At 66.6% G+C, this 15,236-nt stretch carries 13 protein-coding genes; 10 read left to right on the top strand and 3 right to left on the bottom strand.

The window, feature by feature from the left end; translation table 11 throughout:
• Window positions 1-287: 287 nt before the first annotated feature.
• Window positions 288-446 carry a DUF3309 family protein gene (locus P5F91_RS26005; RefSeq protein ID WP_040843864.1) on the bottom strand — a complete coding sequence of 53 codons (159 nt, stop codon included), beginning with the start codon at window positions 444-446 and terminating at the stop codon, window positions 288-290.
• 537 nt (window positions 447-983) lie between these two features.
• Between P5F91_RS26005 and P5F91_RS26000 the strand changes: the two genes are divergently transcribed.
• The 6 genes from P5F91_RS26000 (at window position 984) to P5F91_RS25975 (ending at window position 3,996) form a co-directional block, all read left to right on the top strand.
• Window positions 984-1,184 (top strand): CsbD family protein, encoded by a 201-nt coding sequence (locus P5F91_RS26000; RefSeq protein ID WP_088873218.1) that lies wholly within the window; start codon window positions 984-986, stop codon window positions 1,182-1,184.
• Window positions 1,185-1,407: 223 nt separating this feature from the next.
• Window positions 1,408-2,154 carry a lipid-binding SYLF domain-containing protein gene (locus tag P5F91_RS25995; RefSeq protein WP_050898016.1) on the top strand — a complete coding sequence of 249 codons (747 nt, stop codon included), beginning with the start codon at window positions 1,408-1,410 and terminating at the stop codon, window positions 2,152-2,154.
• Window positions 2,155-2,460: 306 nt separating this feature from the next.
• A complete protein-coding gene (locus P5F91_RS25990) occupies window positions 2,461-2,943 on the top strand; it encodes a ferritin-like domain-containing protein (RefSeq protein WP_145610111.1) in 483 nt (160 codons plus the stop codon).
• Window positions 2,944-3,054: 111 nt separating this feature from the next.
• A complete protein-coding gene (locus P5F91_RS25985) occupies window positions 3,055-3,300 on the top strand; it encodes a hypothetical protein (protein WP_277908669.1) in 246 nt (81 codons plus the stop codon).
• Between the two features lie 49 nt (window positions 3,301-3,349).
• Window positions 3,350-3,814, top strand: coding sequence for a hypothetical protein (locus P5F91_RS25980; RefSeq protein WP_277908668.1), 465 nt, complete (start codon window positions 3,350-3,352; stop codon window positions 3,812-3,814).
• Window positions 3,815-3,846: 32 nt separating this feature from the next.
• Window positions 3,847-3,996 (top strand): entericidin A/B family lipoprotein, encoded by a 150-nt coding sequence (locus P5F91_RS25975; protein WP_145610108.1) that lies wholly within the window; start codon window positions 3,847-3,849, stop codon window positions 3,994-3,996.
• A gap of 73 nt (window positions 3,997-4,069) precedes the next feature.
• Here P5F91_RS25975 and P5F91_RS25970 read toward each other — a convergent pair whose 3' ends face one another.
• Complete coding sequence (locus P5F91_RS25970; RefSeq protein WP_277908667.1) at window positions 4,070-5,344, bottom strand: Hsp70 family protein; 1,275 nt, start codon at window positions 5,342-5,344, stop codon at window positions 4,070-4,072.
• Window positions 5,345-5,502: 158 nt separating this feature from the next.
• Complete coding sequence (locus P5F91_RS25965) at window positions 5,503-6,537, bottom strand: LacI family DNA-binding transcriptional regulator (protein WP_211106904.1); 1,035 nt, start codon at window positions 6,535-6,537, stop codon at window positions 5,503-5,505.
• Window positions 6,538-7,185: 648 nt separating this feature from the next.
• Here P5F91_RS25965 and P5F91_RS25960 point away from each other — a divergent pair.
• From P5F91_RS25960 to P5F91_RS25945, 4 genes are all read left to right on the top strand, one after another.
• Complete coding sequence (locus tag P5F91_RS25960) at window positions 7,186-9,372, top strand: TonB-dependent receptor (protein ID WP_145610105.1); 2,187 nt, start codon at window positions 7,186-7,188, stop codon at window positions 9,370-9,372.
• 109 nt (window positions 9,373-9,481) lie between these two features.
• Complete coding sequence (locus tag P5F91_RS25955) at window positions 9,482-11,473, top strand: glycoside hydrolase family 3 protein (RefSeq protein ID WP_246134320.1); 1,992 nt, start codon at window positions 9,482-9,484, stop codon at window positions 11,471-11,473.
• Entirely contained in the window at window positions 11,470-12,885 is a 1,416-nt protein-coding gene (locus P5F91_RS25950; RefSeq protein ID WP_277908666.1) for a DUF1593 domain-containing protein, read from the top strand. Before P5F91_RS25955 ends, P5F91_RS25950 begins: the two co-directional genes overlap by 4 nt.
• A gap of 41 nt (window positions 12,886-12,926) precedes the next feature.
• A complete protein-coding gene (locus P5F91_RS25945) occupies window positions 12,927-15,158 on the top strand; it encodes a beta-glucosidase (RefSeq protein ID WP_277908665.1) in 2,232 nt (743 codons plus the stop codon).
• Window positions 15,159-15,236 lie beyond the last annotated feature (78 nt).

Genomic DNA, 15,236 nt, shown 5'->3' with positions numbered 1-15,236 from the left:
GAAGCGCCGCCGTCCTCCCCTGTGGGATGGGGCGGGGCCATGGGACGGCCGCGCCATGGTCGGCGTCGCCATCCCCATCAATCAAGCAACCAAATCCCGCGAAATCGACGGGAAATAGGGGGTAGTGCCGACCCCGGCCCCAATTCTACCCCCAATCGGTGCAGCAGGATGAAATCCATAAGGGTATCTCGTCCGCCGGCTGTGAGTGCCGCGTTAGTACCCGCATACGCGAACGGCCCCGGCGCGGGGAAGCGCCGGGGCCGTCCAAGTCCGTCCGGAAGGCTGCGCTACAGTCGGCCGATCAAGATGAGGACAAGCACGATGACGATCAGCGTGCCCAGGCCGCCGGCCGGGTAATACCCCCAGTTGACGCTGTGCGGCCAAGTGGGCAAGGCGCCGATCAGGAACAGTATTAGAATGATCAGGATGATGGTTCCAAGGTTCATAGCGGCCTCTCCATAGAATTCGAAGGCGTACGGATGATGGAAATTCATTGTGACCAAAACATGTTTTTAAAGTCCCGTCGGCATGAAAAACCGTCTATCCGGCAAAGAAAAGGGGCCTACACAATTCGAGCCTAAATGCCTAAGCGCCCGATGTATCCCGGACTGCCGGGTTGGAGCGTAAGTAAAAGGGGTGGCATAGGCAGTAGGTCATATGGGGGCGGGGTGTGGCCATCGTGGCGATGACGAAATAAATAATGTCCTTCTTTTCCAATCGCCTACTTCATTTCCCAACGATAATTGCCGCATGATCCACCTAAACACGCCACATTCCCGCCATAAGGCGTGTCGAACATTGACTGGCTATTGATGGATCAACTCTTGGGAAATCGCCTGCCCATACTCGATCGGGCATCCGCAGGGGTAGATCCACAGGACCCCGTCATTACCGTCCTGGAGCAAGGTATTCCGGGCGTTGGTGGACGGCGGTCCTGCTCTTCAGTCCGACTGGCACTTCAACCCCAAGTGAGGAAGACGACCATGAACAAGAACCGTATCGAGGGTAATGCCAAGATCGCCGGTGGCGCCGTGAAGGAAGCGGCCGGCAAGGTCATCGGTGACGACCAGATGGCGGCGGAAGGCAAGGCCAAGAAGGTCGAAGGCCATGCCCAGAACGCCGCCGGCAAGATTCAGGAAGCCGGCAAGGCCCTGAAGGATACCGCCAAGAAGGCTCTGGACTGATAGGGCGGCGGTGGTCTGCCGCTGTGCCCGCCGCTGGACCGGTGACGGCGTGAACGCCGTCACCCCCCGCACCGCGGCGGGGTCCCTGACCTTATTGACGAGTGCATTGAAACAGCAACGGGAGCGGCCCGTCCGGCCGTACCCGTCCACCATCCCCGCCGGCTGGACCCTCAGCGGCGACGGCTTGGCCGGTGCCCCCGGCCGGCCCAATAACGGAGTGACCATGATGCCTGTGTCGCACATCTCGACGGCGGCCAAGCCGTCCCTGCAGTCCCGAGTCATTCCCGCCGCCCTGTCGGCCCTGATGGTTTTCGGCGCCATGACCGCGACCGCGCCGCACGCGCTGGCCGCCGTCGCCACGCATGGGACCGACCAGAGCAACCTGGTGGAGCGTGCCCGCGTCACCGTTGACGATCTGCGCAAGGACAAGGAATTCGGCAACGCCCGTGAGTTGATGAAGCGTGCCAAGGGCGTGCTGATCGTGCCGCAGCTGATCAAGGGCGGCTTCTTCGTGGGCGGCGAGGGCGGCGACGCCGTGCTGCTGACGCGCGGCCCCAACGGCGAGTTCAGCTATCCCGCCTTCTACACCCTGGGCTCGGCCTCCTTCGGCCTGCAGATCGGCGTGGAGCAGGCGGAGCTGGTGCTGTTCATCATGAGCGACAAGGCCCTGTCGTCCGTCCTGCAGGATGAATTCAAGATCGGTGCCCAGGCGGGCTTGGCCGTGGTGACCTTGGGCTCCACCGCCGAGGCCGCCACCGGCACCTCGATGAGCGGCGACATCATCGTCTGGTCCTCGGCCAGCGGCGCCTATGCGGGCCTGACGCTCAACGGCTCGGTCCTGAAGCCGCGCGACAGCTGGAACGAGGCCTATTACGGCAAGCCGGAATCGGTGTCTGCCATCGTCTCGGCCCGCAGCGTCAAGAATGCTGACGCCGACGGCCTGCGCAAGAACCTGGCAACCATACGCTGACGTTTTGTTCACCAGAAGGGGAGGGGCGGCGTGGAGCCCCTCCTCACCTGGAGCTATACGGATTGCGCCGGGGTATGTCCACAAGCAAGGATTGGCGCGTTCGGTCTAGGCGGAAGGTTTGAAAATAATAGGCCCCCCTCAAAGCTTATATAAAACATTCTATATTATGAAGAACCGGCTAAATTTATTGATAAAGATATAGCAAATAATTTCTGCGCAACGCTCCCTATGCAGAGTTTGTTTATTTACAGCTGGGACAAATAATACGATCCCGGCTTGGCAATCATTCAAGGAGAGGAGCAGACCATGATCCCGCCCACGGTTCCCCCCAGCGTCCCCCCCGCCGCCACCGAGCAGTCCGTCAAGGTGTTGAATGACCTGATCGAGAAGACCCTGGACAGCGCCCTTGGCTACAAGGACGCCGCGGAAGAGGCGACCAACGACAGCTTCAAGACGCTGTTCGCCACCCGCGCCCGCCAGCGTCGCCAGCTGACGACCGCCCTGCAGGCCGAAGTCATCAGTCTGGGCGGCCAGCCGGAAACCGACGGCACGGTGCTGGGGGCTGCCCGTCGCATGTTCGTGAACCTCAAGAATGCCGTCACCGGCAGCGATCAGAGCGTCGTCGCCGCCGTCGAGGCGGGCGAGGACGACATCAAGTCCAGCTTCGAGAAGGCGCTGCAGGGCGACCTGCCCATGCCGGCGCGCGAAGTGGTCGCCACCTGCTACGACAGCATCAAGGCCGACCACGACCAGATGAGCACCCTGAAGCACGCGCTGGAACGCCGTTGACCGGCGGCGCGTGACGCCAGATCCGGCGGGCCCCGTCTGACCCGGGCTCGCCAAATCTGAGGGGGACGCGAGCGCAGATCGACGTCCCCCAACCGACGAAGGAGAAGGACGATGAAGAGCGAAACCATCGACGCCACCGCCACCGCCGCCCGTTCCGTGCGCGATGCCGCGCGGGAGGATGCCGACCACCTGTCCAGCGCCATCAAGGCGGAGGCCAGCGATCTCTACAAGACGCTGGCGGCCAAGGGCGAGGCGGCGGCCAAGGCCGTGGGTACGCAGGTGGAGGCGCAGCCCATCACCAGCCTGCTGCTGGCCTTCTCCGCCGGTTTCATCGCCAGCCGCCTGCTGTCCCGCTGAGGCGGGCGGGCGTGGCTGGACAATAAGCGCCGCATAAGGGGGACCGGTGATGGAAGGCTGGACCAAGCTGGCCGTTATGGCCTTGTCGCAACTGGGGGTGATCCCCTTTGGTCCGGTGCACCGGTCCTCTCCGGCGCCGCTGGTCGACGGTGTCGTCACGGTTGTCATCACCGGGGTGATGGCCATGCTGGCGGTCATCGCGGCGGTGGGCCTGCTCTGCGCCGCGCTGTGGGCCGGACTGGAGCCGCAGATGGGTCCGGTCTGGACGCCCGCGCTGGTGGCGCTGGCCCTGATCGTGCTGTGCCTGGTGCTATTGATGGTGATGCGGCTGCTGGTCAGCCGGCGTGAGCCGCCGGCCCCGCCGGCGTTGCATCCCGCCCTGGATTTGGACCCCGAGGTGCTGCTGACCGAAGCGCAGCGCCTGGTGGTCAAACACAAGGTGCCGGCCCTGCTGGCAGCCGTGGTGGCCGGGTTGATTGTCGGAAGCCCCGGCAGTCGGCCGCCCCGCAAGTGAGTGCAACCCCCAGCCCATCAAGGAGGGCCACGATGACTACGAAACTCCGCGCGCTTGTTCTTTTGTCCATGCTGGGCATGGGGGCGCTGGTCAGCGCCTGCCATACCACCGAGGGCGCCGGCGAGGATATCTCCGCCACCGGCCACGCCATCAGCAAGGAGGCCCACAAGGACACCCCGTGATCGGGCGTTTCCCGCGTGCCTTTAGGAAAAACACCCGCCTGCGACACCGCCGGCGGGTGTTTTTCTGCCTGCCTCAGCGATAGCGCCGATGGGCTTCCAGCGTCAGGCCCAAGCCGACGGAACCGAACTTGTCGCCCTCGACCACCCGGGCCTCCGGCAGTTCCGCCAGGATGCTGGCGCGCACGTTGGGCAGCAGGGTGGACCCGCCGGTCAGGAACACGGCATCGATCTTGTCGCGCGTGAGGCCGCTGTCGTCCATGGCCTTGCGGATCATGCCGGCGATGCCGTCGGTCAGCGGCGTGGTGGCCGTGGCGAAGCCGGGCACGGTGAAGGGGATGGTCAATCCACGCTCGATGAAGTCGAAGGGGATGTCCACCGCCACGTCCGCTCCTCCCGGCTGGGCGGCCGTGGCGCTGAGGCGGATCTTCGTGCGCTCCACCGTCATGGCGACGCGATGGCCGAGGTGCTCCTCCACCACGTGGATCAGCCGGCCGATCAGGTCGGGCTTCGCGGACTCGCGCAGCACCTGGCGCAGTTCCGCCATTACCTTGGGAGCGTAGAGGAAGTTGATCTTGGACCAGGTGGCCAGGTCGTTGAAATAGCTGTTGGGCGCCAGCAGGCCGGCGCGCTTCATCGGCGATTGGTAGCCTAGGTGCGGCATGACGCCGTGCAGCGACAGCAGGCGGTCGAAGTCCGTGCCGCCGATGCGCACGCCGGTGCTGGCCAGGATGTCCTGGCCCCGGTCGGCGGCCTCCCGCCGGTCCGGTCCGATGCGCACGATGGAAAAGTCGGAGGTGCCGCCGCCGATGTCGGCGATCAGCGCGATCTCCTCCGCATTCACCTGGCGCTCGTAATCCAGGGCGGCGGCGATAGGCTCGAACTGGAAGGAGACGTCGGTGTAGCCGATGTCGCGCGCGATTTCCGCCAGGGCTGTTTCCGCCCGGCGGTCGGCCGCGTCGTCACCGTCCACGAAATGCACGGGGCGGCCGTGGACCACCTGGGTCAGGGGGTGGCCGGCCTGCTCCTCCGCCCGGCGCTTGATCTCCGTCAGCAGGATCTTCAGCACGTCGCGGAAGCGGATGCGCCGCCGGTCCAGCTGGGTTTCCATGTCGATCAGGTCGGTACCCAGCACCGACTTCAGGGAGCGCATCAGGCGGCCGTCGGCCCCCTCGGCATAGATTTGGATAGCGGCGCGGCCGAACTCCTCCCGCTTGGCGGCGAAGTCGAAGAACAGCGCGCTGGGCAGGGTGGTCTCCTCCCCCTCCAGCGGCAGCAGGCGGGCCTCGCTATCCTCGACGACGCCCAGGGTGCTGTTCGACGTTCCAAAGTCCAGGCCGCAATAGCCCATGGTGCGCGCTCCAACGACGGCCGAAAGCATCGGTTTTTGAAATGGGGGCGCGGTTTGTAACGGAAATAGCCGGGCGCGGCCAGGAAAAATGGAGTCTTTCCCTTGGCGCCGGGCCCATTTCCGCGGGCTGGTAGGCTACAGCGGCGACGCCGCCGGCTTCACGTCGGCGGGGCGGTGGACTCGCGGACCACCAGGCTGTGGTCGAACACCTTCTTCAGGTAGCTGCCCACCTGGCCGGCGGTGCGGTCGATAATGAAACGGGCGGCGGCGGCGCCCATTTCCATCACCGGCTGGCGCACAGTGGTCAGCGGCGGGCAAACGACGCTGGCGGCCGGCAGGTCGTCGATGCCGGCCACCGACAGGGCGCTCGGCACCGGGATGCCCATTTTGTAGGCCACGGACAGGACGGCCATGGCCATGCTGTCGTTGGCGGCGAAGATGGCGGTGGGGCGCCGCGGTTGTTCCAGCAGGGCGCGGGCGGCCGACAGGCCGCTGTCGAAGGTGAACAGGCCCGGCTGGATCAGACGATCTGGGATGGGCCCGCCGTCGAACAGGGCGTCGCGATAGCCCGCCTCACGCTGAGCCGCCGCCGCGTGCTTGGGGTGGCCCTGAATGAAGCCGATGTCGCGGTGCCCTTGGTCAATCAGGTGGCGCGTCATCTGGAATGCCGCCTGGTAATTGTCGATGTCGACACCCCAGCCCCATTTCTCCTCGGCGCTGCCGTCCAGGGTGGGGGAGATGCGCACGCAGGTGACACCGCGCTGTGCCAGCAGGGACAACAACTGGGGATCGTCGCACAACGGGGGGATCAGGATGACGCCATCGACGCGCAGGGTGGAAACCAGGGTCTCCGTCAGGGCGGTAAAGTCGGACGCGCCCAGGTCGATGTATTCCGTCAGCAGGTGGTAACCGCCGGCGCGGCAGGCCTGGATGGCGCCCATCTGCAGTTCGGTCACGTACAGCATGGCGTTGTCCGACACCCCGCCGGAGGAGACCAGCGCGATCAGGAAGCTGCGCGATCCCGACAGGGCGCGGGCCGACAGGCTGGGCGTGTAGTTCAGGCTGCGCGCCGCCTCCATCACCCGGGCACGCGTCTCCGCGCTGGCCTTGGGTTCCCCGTTCAGCACGCGGGACACCGTCTTGATGGAGACGTTGGCCACGCGGGCGACATCATAAATGGTGGCCTTGCTCAACGCCCCGAACCTCCAACCAGACCGCTGCCCCCTTGCCATTCCGGAGGTTTGTGCCCCGCCTCCTGAAAGCGGCGGGATCATAGCATCGGCGGGCGGCAAAGATAGTGCGTGAAACCGGCGGCGGCGGGCCGGCACTGACACGGTGTGTCCTTGCCGGCGGTTTTTGAGAAACCCTCTTGCGCGCGGTTGTTCTGGATGATAACAAAATAGGGCCAACGAGGCCTCCTTATTTTTTCGACACCAGGGACAGCGCTGTCATTCAGCCCCAGGGTCGAAGGACAACAACAAGGCGGGGCCCAACAAACGGGAGAGACGATCATGCGTGACGCTTGCGCGTTCCAGGACCGGGCCATCCGGTAAGCCGGCCGCCCTTTTTAAAAGAACATCATCGGATATGAGCCATCGCGCCCCCACGTTGCGGCGGTGAACGGCGGGCCTTGCCTTGAGCCGCCACCCCGCGCCACGGACAACGCGATGAAAGCCTGCCGGCTTAGGCACCTGCTTGGGTGCGGCCTGGCCCCTGGATGACCGGGGCCGGGGCAGGCGCCGCTCATCCTCCAGGCAGGCCCGAAAGAGGCTCGGCACAGAAGCCGGGGCCTGTCTTCGCGACGACAAGAACAAAGAAGCAGAATGGGAGTATTGGGAGAGATGCGTACCTACACCCTGTTGGCCGCCACCGCGCTGGCCAGCCTGATCGCCACCCCCGGCCTGGCCCAGACCGCCGCCCCGCAAAACGCCCCCCAGGCCGCGTCGCAGCAGCTGGAGGACATCGTCGTCACCGCCGAGCGGCGGCAGGAAACGACACAGAAGACGCCCATCGCCATCACCGCCTTTTCCGGCGACACCCTGCAGCAGCGCGGCGTTTCCAGCTCCACCGACCTCAACAACATGGTTCCCGGCCTGGCCGTGGGCAATAACGGCAGCGGGTCCGTCCAGATCGCCATCCGCGGCATCGGCAGCACCAACGACACCGAGGTGGGCGACCCCGCCGTGGCCTTCAACGTCGACGGCGTCTACATGGCCCGGTCGCGCGCCGCCATCGGCGCCCTCTATGACATCGATCGCATCGAGGTTCTGCGCGGTCCCCAGGGCACGCTATATGGCCGCAACGCCACCGCCGGCAGCATCAACGTCATCACCAAACGGCCGAGCGACAAGTTCGAGGGGAATGCGTCGCTGGATTACGGCAACTACAACAACCTGCAGACCTCCGGCATGCTGAACGTGCCGCTGACCGACACGCTGGCCGTGCGCGCCGCTTTCCAGACCAGCCGGCACGACGGCTATACCAACAACGGCCGCTCCAGCAATTTTAATGACGAGGATACGCAGGCCGGCCGCCTGCAGGTCCAATTGACCCCCAGTGAGACGTTCAAGGCCCTGCTGTCGGTCGATATCTTCCATGAGGGCGGCGTGGGCTACGCCTCCGCGCCCATCGGCCAGTACGCCAAGTTCGGTTCGCCCTACACCTATCCGGTGTCGGCGGACGGCAGCCTGAACCACACCAACAAGGGTGTGTCGCTGACCACGGACTGGGATTTGGGTTTCGCCACCCTGACCTATGTCGGCGCCTACCGCACGGACACCGACCACACCCATGGCGGTTCCACGCAGAGTTCCACCTGCGCGGCCCCCTCTGGCGCGCTTTGCGCGTCCACCATCTTCCGGTCCGATGAGGACCAGATGTCGCACGAACTGCGCCTGGCCAACAGCGACGGGCCGCTGAAGTGGGTGACCGGCCTCTATTACTTCAAGGAGAACAACGACGTCCTGTTCGCGCTGGACCCCATCGCCGGCATCACCTCGCTGGCCTTCGTCCAGCCGGTGGTGACGGAGGAGTCCAAGGCCGCCTTCGCCCAGGCGACCTACAGCCTCACCGACAGCCTGCGGGTGACGGGCGGCCTGCGCTATACCGAGGACAACAAGGCTCGCACCGGCGCCACCGAGGCCTTCGGCCACATTGTCGGCAACACCTATGTCGGCGGCTCCCCCCTGTACCTCAACGACGCGGACCTGACCTGGCATTCCACCAACTGGAAGGTGGGGGCGGAATACGATCTGGCGCCGGACAGCCTGCTCTATGCCTCCATCGGCACGGGCTACAAGGCCGGCGGCTATGGCGACGGCCAGCCGCCCAACAACAACCCCTACCAGCCGGAAAAGCTGACCGCCTATGAGGTCGGCGTGAAGAACCAGTTCATGGACAAGAAGCTGCAGCTGAACCTGACCGGCTTCTACTACGACTATCAGGACTTCCAGGTCAGCGCCATCGGCCAGGTGGCAGGCCAGGCGTCCACCGTCACGGTCAACGCCGGCACGGCCGAGGTCTACGGCGTGGAGGTGGAAGGGGCAGCCCTGCTGACCCAGAGCGACCGCGTGGACGGCAGCGTCTCCTACATCCATGCCCGCTACACTGATTTCGTCCTGGCGACGGGCGACGTCTTCCACCCCAGCAGCGCCGCCGTCTACACCGGCAACACGCTGGCCAAGTCGCCCGAATGGACCATCAACCTGGGCTACCAGCACATGTGGGACCTGGCGTCCGGCGCCATGATCACGGCCCGCGTCGACAGCGTCTATGTCGGCGACCAGAACCTGGACTACCGCAACTTCGCCGTCACCGAGCAGAAGGCCTACACCAAGACCAACCTGTCGCTGGCCTACGACGACGCCGACCGGCGCTGGCGGGTCATGGCCTATGTCCGCAACCTGGAGAACAACGCCGTGCTGGTCGTGGCTAACCCCGACACCAACGGGTCGGGCAACCGCCTGGCCGGCAGCGGCTCCTACGCCCCGCCCCGCACCTATGGCGTGAGGGTGTCCGCCAACTTCTAACCCGCTTCCTCCGAGGCCTGGTGCCTCACTTCCCCTGGGCGTGCCGCAGGAACATCCTTCCCCGGCGGCACGCCTCTTTTTCCATTTCGCCTCACGGGATGATTAGCCCATGCCTTCGCAGCACCGCCGCCTGACCGCCTTGGTGACCTTGAGCCTGCTGCTGACCGCCGCCGCGGCCGTTCCCGCCGTGGGCGGACCGCCGCAGCCGGTGCTGGGCAGCCGGGTGAAGCCGCTGCTGTCGGTGGACGGGCTGTCTTTCCGCGACCTGAACGGCAACGGCACGCTGGATCCTTATGAGGACTGGCGCCTGCCGATCGATGCCCGCGTGGCCGACCTGCTGGGCCGCATGACGGTGGCGGAGAAGGCCGGCACCCTGCTGCACGGCACGGTTCCGCCCGAAGGCGGCTTCACCTTCGCGACCATGCGCGGGCCCTACGATTTTCCGTTAGCCACCCACATGATCCGGGACTTCGGCATCACCACCCTGATCACCCGCCAGGCGACGCCGCCCCAGCAGTTGGCGGAGCAGGACAACCGCCTGCAGGCGGTGGCGGAGGGTGGACGCCTGGGTATCCCCCTGACGCTCAGCACCGATCCGCGCAACCACTTCCAGGTGACGGCCGGCGCCAGCCAGTTGTCCGCCGGCTTCTCGCAATGGCCGGAGACGTTGGGCTTGGGCGCTATCGGCGACCCCGCCCTGGTGCGCCGCTTCGCCGACATCGCGCGCCAAGAATACCGGGCGGTGGGCATCCACCAGACCCTGTCGCCTCAGGCCGACGTGGCGACGGAGCCGCGTTGGTCCCGCATCAACGGCACCTTTGGCGAGGATCCCGTCTTGGACGGCCGCCTGGTCCAGGCCTATGTCGAGGGCTTCCAGGGCGGTGACGACGGCCCCGGTGTCAGCGGCGTCTCGGCAGTGGTCAAGCACTGGGTGGGCTATGGCGCGGCGGCGGAGGGCTTCGACAGCCACAACAGCTATGGCCGCTATTCTCTGGTGCGACCCGCGCACTTCGACCAGCACGTCCTTCCCTTCAAGGGCGCCTTCGCCGCCCATGTCGCGGGCGTCATGCCCACCTATTCCATCCTGAAAGAGATGGTGGTGGACGGGAAGCCGGTGGAGCAGGTGGGGGCGGGCTTCAATCATTGGCTCCTGACCGACCTGCTGCGCGGCACCTATGGCTTCCAGGGCATCATCCTGTCCGACTGGGCCATCGCCAATGATTGCAACGCGGTGTGCCGCAACGGCTTCCCCGCGGGTGAGCGGCCTACCTTCAAGGATTTCTCCACCGCCTGGGGTGTCGAGGATTTGTCCACCCCGGCGCGCTTCGCCAAGGGACTGGAGGCCGGGCTGGACCAGTTCGGCGGCGTGGACGATCCCGCGCCCCTGCTGGCGGCGGTGAAGCAGGGCCTAGTGACCGAGGCGCGGCTGGACCAGTCGGTGCGCCGCATCCTGGCCCTGAAGTTCCAGCAAGGCCTGTTCGAGAACCCCTATGTGGATGCCGACGCCGCCGCCAAGGTTGTGGGCACGCCGCAGTTCCTGGCCGAGGGGCTGGCGGCGCAATCGCGCTCCATGGTTTTGCTGGAGGCGGGCGAGGGGCCTGTGGCCCTGGCGGGCCGCAAGGTCTACCTGCGCGGCGTGTCGGCGGAGGCCGCCAAGGCCGCCGGCCTGACGGTGGTGGACGACCCCAAACAGGCGGAAGTCGCCGTTCTGCGCCTGTCCGCGCCCTTCCAGACCCTGCACCCCAACTACACCTTCGGCAGCCTGCAGCATGAGGGCGATTTGGGCTTCAATGATGGAAACGCGGACTATGAGGCGCTGAAGGCCGTGGCCGCCGCCAAGGTGCCGGCGGTGGTCAGTGTCTATCTCGACCGCCCGGCCATTCTGACCAACATCCGCGACAAGGCCACCCGCCTCTATGCCGATTTCGGCGTCAGTGACCGGGCCTTCCTGGATGTGGTCACCGGCAAGGTGGCGGCGCAGGGCCACCTGCCGTTCGAGCTGCCGCGCAGCATGGCGGCGGTGGCGGCCCAGGCGTCGGACGTGCCGCACGACAGCAAGGACCCGCTGTACCCCATCGGCAGCGGGGGCGCTGGACGATGATGAACCGGTGGTGGGTGTGGGCGCCGCTTCTGCTGATGGCCCTGCTGGCCTCGGCCCCTGCCGTCCAGGCGGCGCCGGCCAAGCCGCGGGTCTTCGTGCTGACCGACATCGCCAACGAGCCGGATGATGAGGAGTCCTTCGTCCGCTTCCTGCTCTATACCGACCAGATGGACGTGGCCGGCATGGCGGCCACCACCTCCACCTGGCTCCGGGACCAGGTGCACCCGGAGCGGCTGCGGGAACGCATCCAGGCTTATGGTCAGGTGCTACCCAATCTGCGGGCGCATGATCCGGCCTATCCCGATGCCCAGGCGCTGTTGGACCGGGTCACGGCGGGGCCGGCGCTTTACGGCCTGGCCGGCGTGGGGGAGGGGCGGGACAGCGCCGCGTCCGACGCGCTGATCGCCGCCGTGGACGACCCCAATCCTCGGCCGCTCTGGGTTACCATCTGGGGCGGCGCCAACGTGCTGGCGCAGGCGCTGCACCATGTGGCGGCCACCCGCACGCCGGACCAGGTGGCCGCCTTCGTCGCCCGCCTGCGGGTTTATGCCATTTCCGACCAGGACGACAGCGGCCCCTGGATCCGCGCCCGGTATCCCCAGCTGTTCTGGATCGGCAGCGTCCACGCCTTCAGCCACTATTCCACCGCCACCTGGACCGGCATGTCGGGGGAGGATTTCTATCAGTTCCCCGGGCCGGACAGCACCTCCGTCTCGCACGGCTGGATCGACGCCCATATCCGCAAAGGGCCGCTGGGCAGCCTCTATCCCCAATGGAAATTCATCATGGAGGGGGACACGCCGTCCTTCCTCTACTTGGTCGATAACGGCCTGAACGCGCCGGACCATCCCGACTATGGCGGCTGGGGCGGGCGCTATGGCCTGGCGAATGAGGGCATGGGGCTGCATACCGATGTGGTGGATACGGCCGTGGGCGGCGACGGCCGGCCCCATCGTAACGCCCAGGCCACCATCTGGCGCTGGCGCGAGGCCTACCAGAACGACTTCGCCGCCCGCATCGGCTGGACGCTGACGGCGGATCACGCCCAGGCCAGCCATCCGCCCCAGGTGGTGGTGAACGGGCAGGGTGGCAGCGAGCCGCTGCATCTGACCCTGCGCCCGGGGGAAAGCGCCACCCTGGACGCGGACGCCTCCATCAACCCGGATGGCGGCCCGCTGACCTTCCGCTGGTGGCAGTACAAGGAGCCCAGTACCTGGCAGGACGCCCTGGTGGTGGTGCCGGAGCTGGGCATCGCCGGCGCCGACACCGCCAAGGCCACCATCACCGCCCCGACCGCCCGGCCCCTGCTGCCGGGTCCGCAGCAGTTGCACCTGATCCTGGAGGTGACGGGCGGCGGCCCGTTGCCGCTGACCCGCTATCGCCGCGTCATCATCGCGATGCCGCAGTCATGACCCTGAAGCCTGACCAAAACAACCGGATGGAAACGTACCCCATGACCGATCGCACCCGCGTCCTGCTGCTGGGCACGGCCCTGTCGCTCTCGTTCACCGCTCCGTTGGCGACCACCGCCCTGGCCGCTGAGGCGGCGCGGCCGTGGATGGATACCAAGCTGTCGCCGGACCAGCGCGCCGACCTGTTGAACAAGGAATTGACGGTGGACGAGCGCATCGGCCTGGTCCACGGGCCCATGGCCATGCCCTTCCTGGGCGCCAAGCTGCCCGAAGGCGCCATCGGGTCCGCCGGCTACATCCCTGGCGTGCCGCGCCTGGGCATCCCGGCCCTGCAGGAAAGCGACGCCAGCCTGGGCGTCGCCAACCCCATGAACGTGCGGCCGGGCGACCCGTCCACGGCCCTGCCGTCCGGCCTGTCGCTGGCATCCACCTGGAACCCCGAAACCGCTTACAAGGGCGGCGCCATGATCGGGAGGGAGGCTCACGCCAAGGGGCTGAACGTCCTGCTGGCCGGCGGCGTCAACCTGGCGCGCGACCCGCGCAACGGCCGCAACTTCGAATATCTGGGCGAAGATCCCTTGCTGGCCGGCACCCTGGGCGGTGAATCCATCCGGGGCATCCAGGACCAGAACGTCGTTTCCACCATCAAGCACTTCGCGGTGAACGACCAGGAAACCCAGCGCATGACCCTGGATGCCAAGATCGCGGAGGCGGCGGCGCGCGAAAGCGACCTGCTGGCCTTCCAGATCGCCATCGAGAAGGGCAAGCCCGGCTCCGTCATGTGCGCCTACAACAAGGTCAACGGCGCCTATGCCTGCGACAACCCCTTCCTGCTGAACCAGGTGCTGAAGACCGACTGGGCCTATCCCGGCTGGGTCATGTCCGACTGGGGTGCGGTCCATAGCGTGCAGGCGGCTGTGAATGGCCTGGACCAGGAATCGGGTGAGCAGATCGACGTCATGCTGAGCCCCGGAGGCAAGGTCTGGTTCAATGAGCCGCTGAAGTCCGCCGTCCAGGACAAGACGGTGCCGGCGGAGCGCCTGTCCGACATGACGCGGCGCATCCTGCGCTCCATGTTCGCGGCGGGCCTGTTCGACAACCCGGCGGCCAAGGCGCCCATCGATTTCGACGCCCATGCCCAGGTGACCAAGGCGGCCGGGACCGAGGGCATCGTCCTGCTGAAGAACAAGGGCGATCTGCTGCCCCTGGCCACGAAAGGCAAGACCATCACCGTCATCGGCGGCTTCGCCAACGCCGGCGTGCTGTCGGGCGGCGGCTCTTCCCAGGTGGTGTCGGACGCGGGCCCGGGGGCCAGCATTCCTTTGGGTGGCGATGGCATGATGGGCGCCTTCCGCACCGTGGTCTATCACGCGTCCTCTCCCCTGAAGGCCATCCGCGCCAAGGCGGGGGAGAAGGCGGTTCGCTTCAACGACGGCTCCTATCCGGCGGAGGCGGCGGCCGTGGCAAAGACCACGGACGTGGCCATCGTCTTCGCCACCCAGTGGATGAGCGAGGGCGCCGACGCGCCGGACCTCAGCCTGCCCAACGGCCAGGACGCCCTGATCGCCGCCGTGGCCGCCGCCAACCCCAACACCATCGTGGTGCTGGAGACGGGCGGGCCGGTGCACATGCCCTGGCTGGATAAGGTGGCCGGCGTGGTGGAGGCCTGGTATCCCGGCAGCCGGGGGGGCGAGGCCATCGCCGACATCCTGTTCGGTGACGCCAATCCCTCCGGTCGCCTGCCCATCACCTTCCCGGCAAGCGACGCCCAGTTGCTGCGCAAGGACATCCCCGGCGCCGACAAGCCGGAATTCAGCCCGGCCGAGATCACCTATACGGAGGGCGCCGACATCGGCTATCGCCATTACGCCAAGACGGGGGCCAAGCCCCTGTTCCCCTTCGGCTACGGCCTTAGCTACAGCCACTTCAGCTATGGCGACGTGAAGGTGACGGGTGGCGACACCCTGACCGTCAGCTTCGAGGTCACCAACACCGGCAAGCGCCCCGGCCAGGACGTGCCCCAGGTCTATCTGACCAACGCCGCCGGCACCAAGACCCAGCGCCTGATCGGTTGGTCCAAGGTGACCCTGGCCCCGGGGGAAAAGAAGCGCGTGACCGTCACCGCCGACACCCGACTGCTGGGCAGCTTCGATGAGGCCGCGCACGCCTGGCAGGTCAAGGCCGGCGACTATCAGGTGGCCGTGGGGGCTTCGGCCACCGACCTGGATCTCAAGGGCGGGGCGGCCGTCAAGGCCTCCACCCGCCAGCCATAAGCCTTTTTGGAACTTGGATCGCTGCCGGTTCCGGCCAAGCTGCGACCGGTGGCGATGATCCTGACAAGGGGAAATGCG

Source organism: Nitrospirillum amazonense (genome assembly GCF_029594735.1).
In the GTDB taxonomy this organism is placed as follows: domain Bacteria; phylum Pseudomonadota; class Alphaproteobacteria; order Azospirillales; family Azospirillaceae; genus Nitrospirillum; species Nitrospirillum amazonense.
The sequence above is the reverse complement of the archived record's forward strand: the minus strand, read 5'-3'. Positions and strand labels throughout refer to the sequence as shown.

Bases quoted from the DNA above. Each gene is read 5' to 3' on its own strand.
- P5F91_RS25960 (WP_145610105.1), top strand. From the start codon at position 7,186: ATGCGTACCTACACCCTGTTGGCCGCCACCGCGCTGGCCAGCCTGATC.
- P5F91_RS25975 (WP_145610108.1), top strand. From the start codon at position 3,847: ATGACTACGAAACTCCGCGCGCTTGTTCTTTTGTCCATGCTGGGCATG.
- P5F91_RS25955 (WP_246134320.1), top strand. From the start codon at position 9,482: ATGCCTTCGCAGCACCGCCGCCTGACCGCCTTGGTGACCTTGAGCCTG.
- P5F91_RS25995 (WP_050898016.1), top strand. From the start codon at position 1,408: ATGATGCCTGTGTCGCACATCTCGACGGCGGCCAAGCCGTCCCTGCAG.
- P5F91_RS25945 (WP_277908665.1), top strand. From the start codon at position 12,927: ATGACCGATCGCACCCGCGTCCTGCTGCTGGGCACGGCCCTGTCGCTC.
- P5F91_RS26005 (WP_040843864.1), bottom strand. From the start codon at position 446: ATGAACCTTGGAACCATCATCCTGATCATTCTAATACTGTTCCTGATC.
- P5F91_RS25990 (WP_145610111.1), top strand. From the start codon at position 2,461: ATGATCCCGCCCACGGTTCCCCCCAGCGTCCCCCCCGCCGCCACCGAG.
- P5F91_RS26000 (WP_088873218.1), top strand. From the start codon at position 984: ATGAACAAGAACCGTATCGAGGGTAATGCCAAGATCGCCGGTGGCGCC.
- P5F91_RS25970 (WP_277908667.1), bottom strand. From the start codon at position 5,344: ATGGGCTATTGCGGCCTGGACTTTGGAACGTCGAACAGCACCCTGGGC.
- P5F91_RS25985 (WP_277908669.1), top strand. From the start codon at position 3,055: ATGAAGAGCGAAACCATCGACGCCACCGCCACCGCCGCCCGTTCCGTG.
- P5F91_RS25980 (WP_277908668.1), top strand. From the start codon at position 3,350: ATGGAAGGCTGGACCAAGCTGGCCGTTATGGCCTTGTCGCAACTGGGG.
- P5F91_RS25950 (WP_277908666.1), top strand. From the start codon at position 11,470: ATGATGAACCGGTGGTGGGTGTGGGCGCCGCTTCTGCTGATGGCCCTG.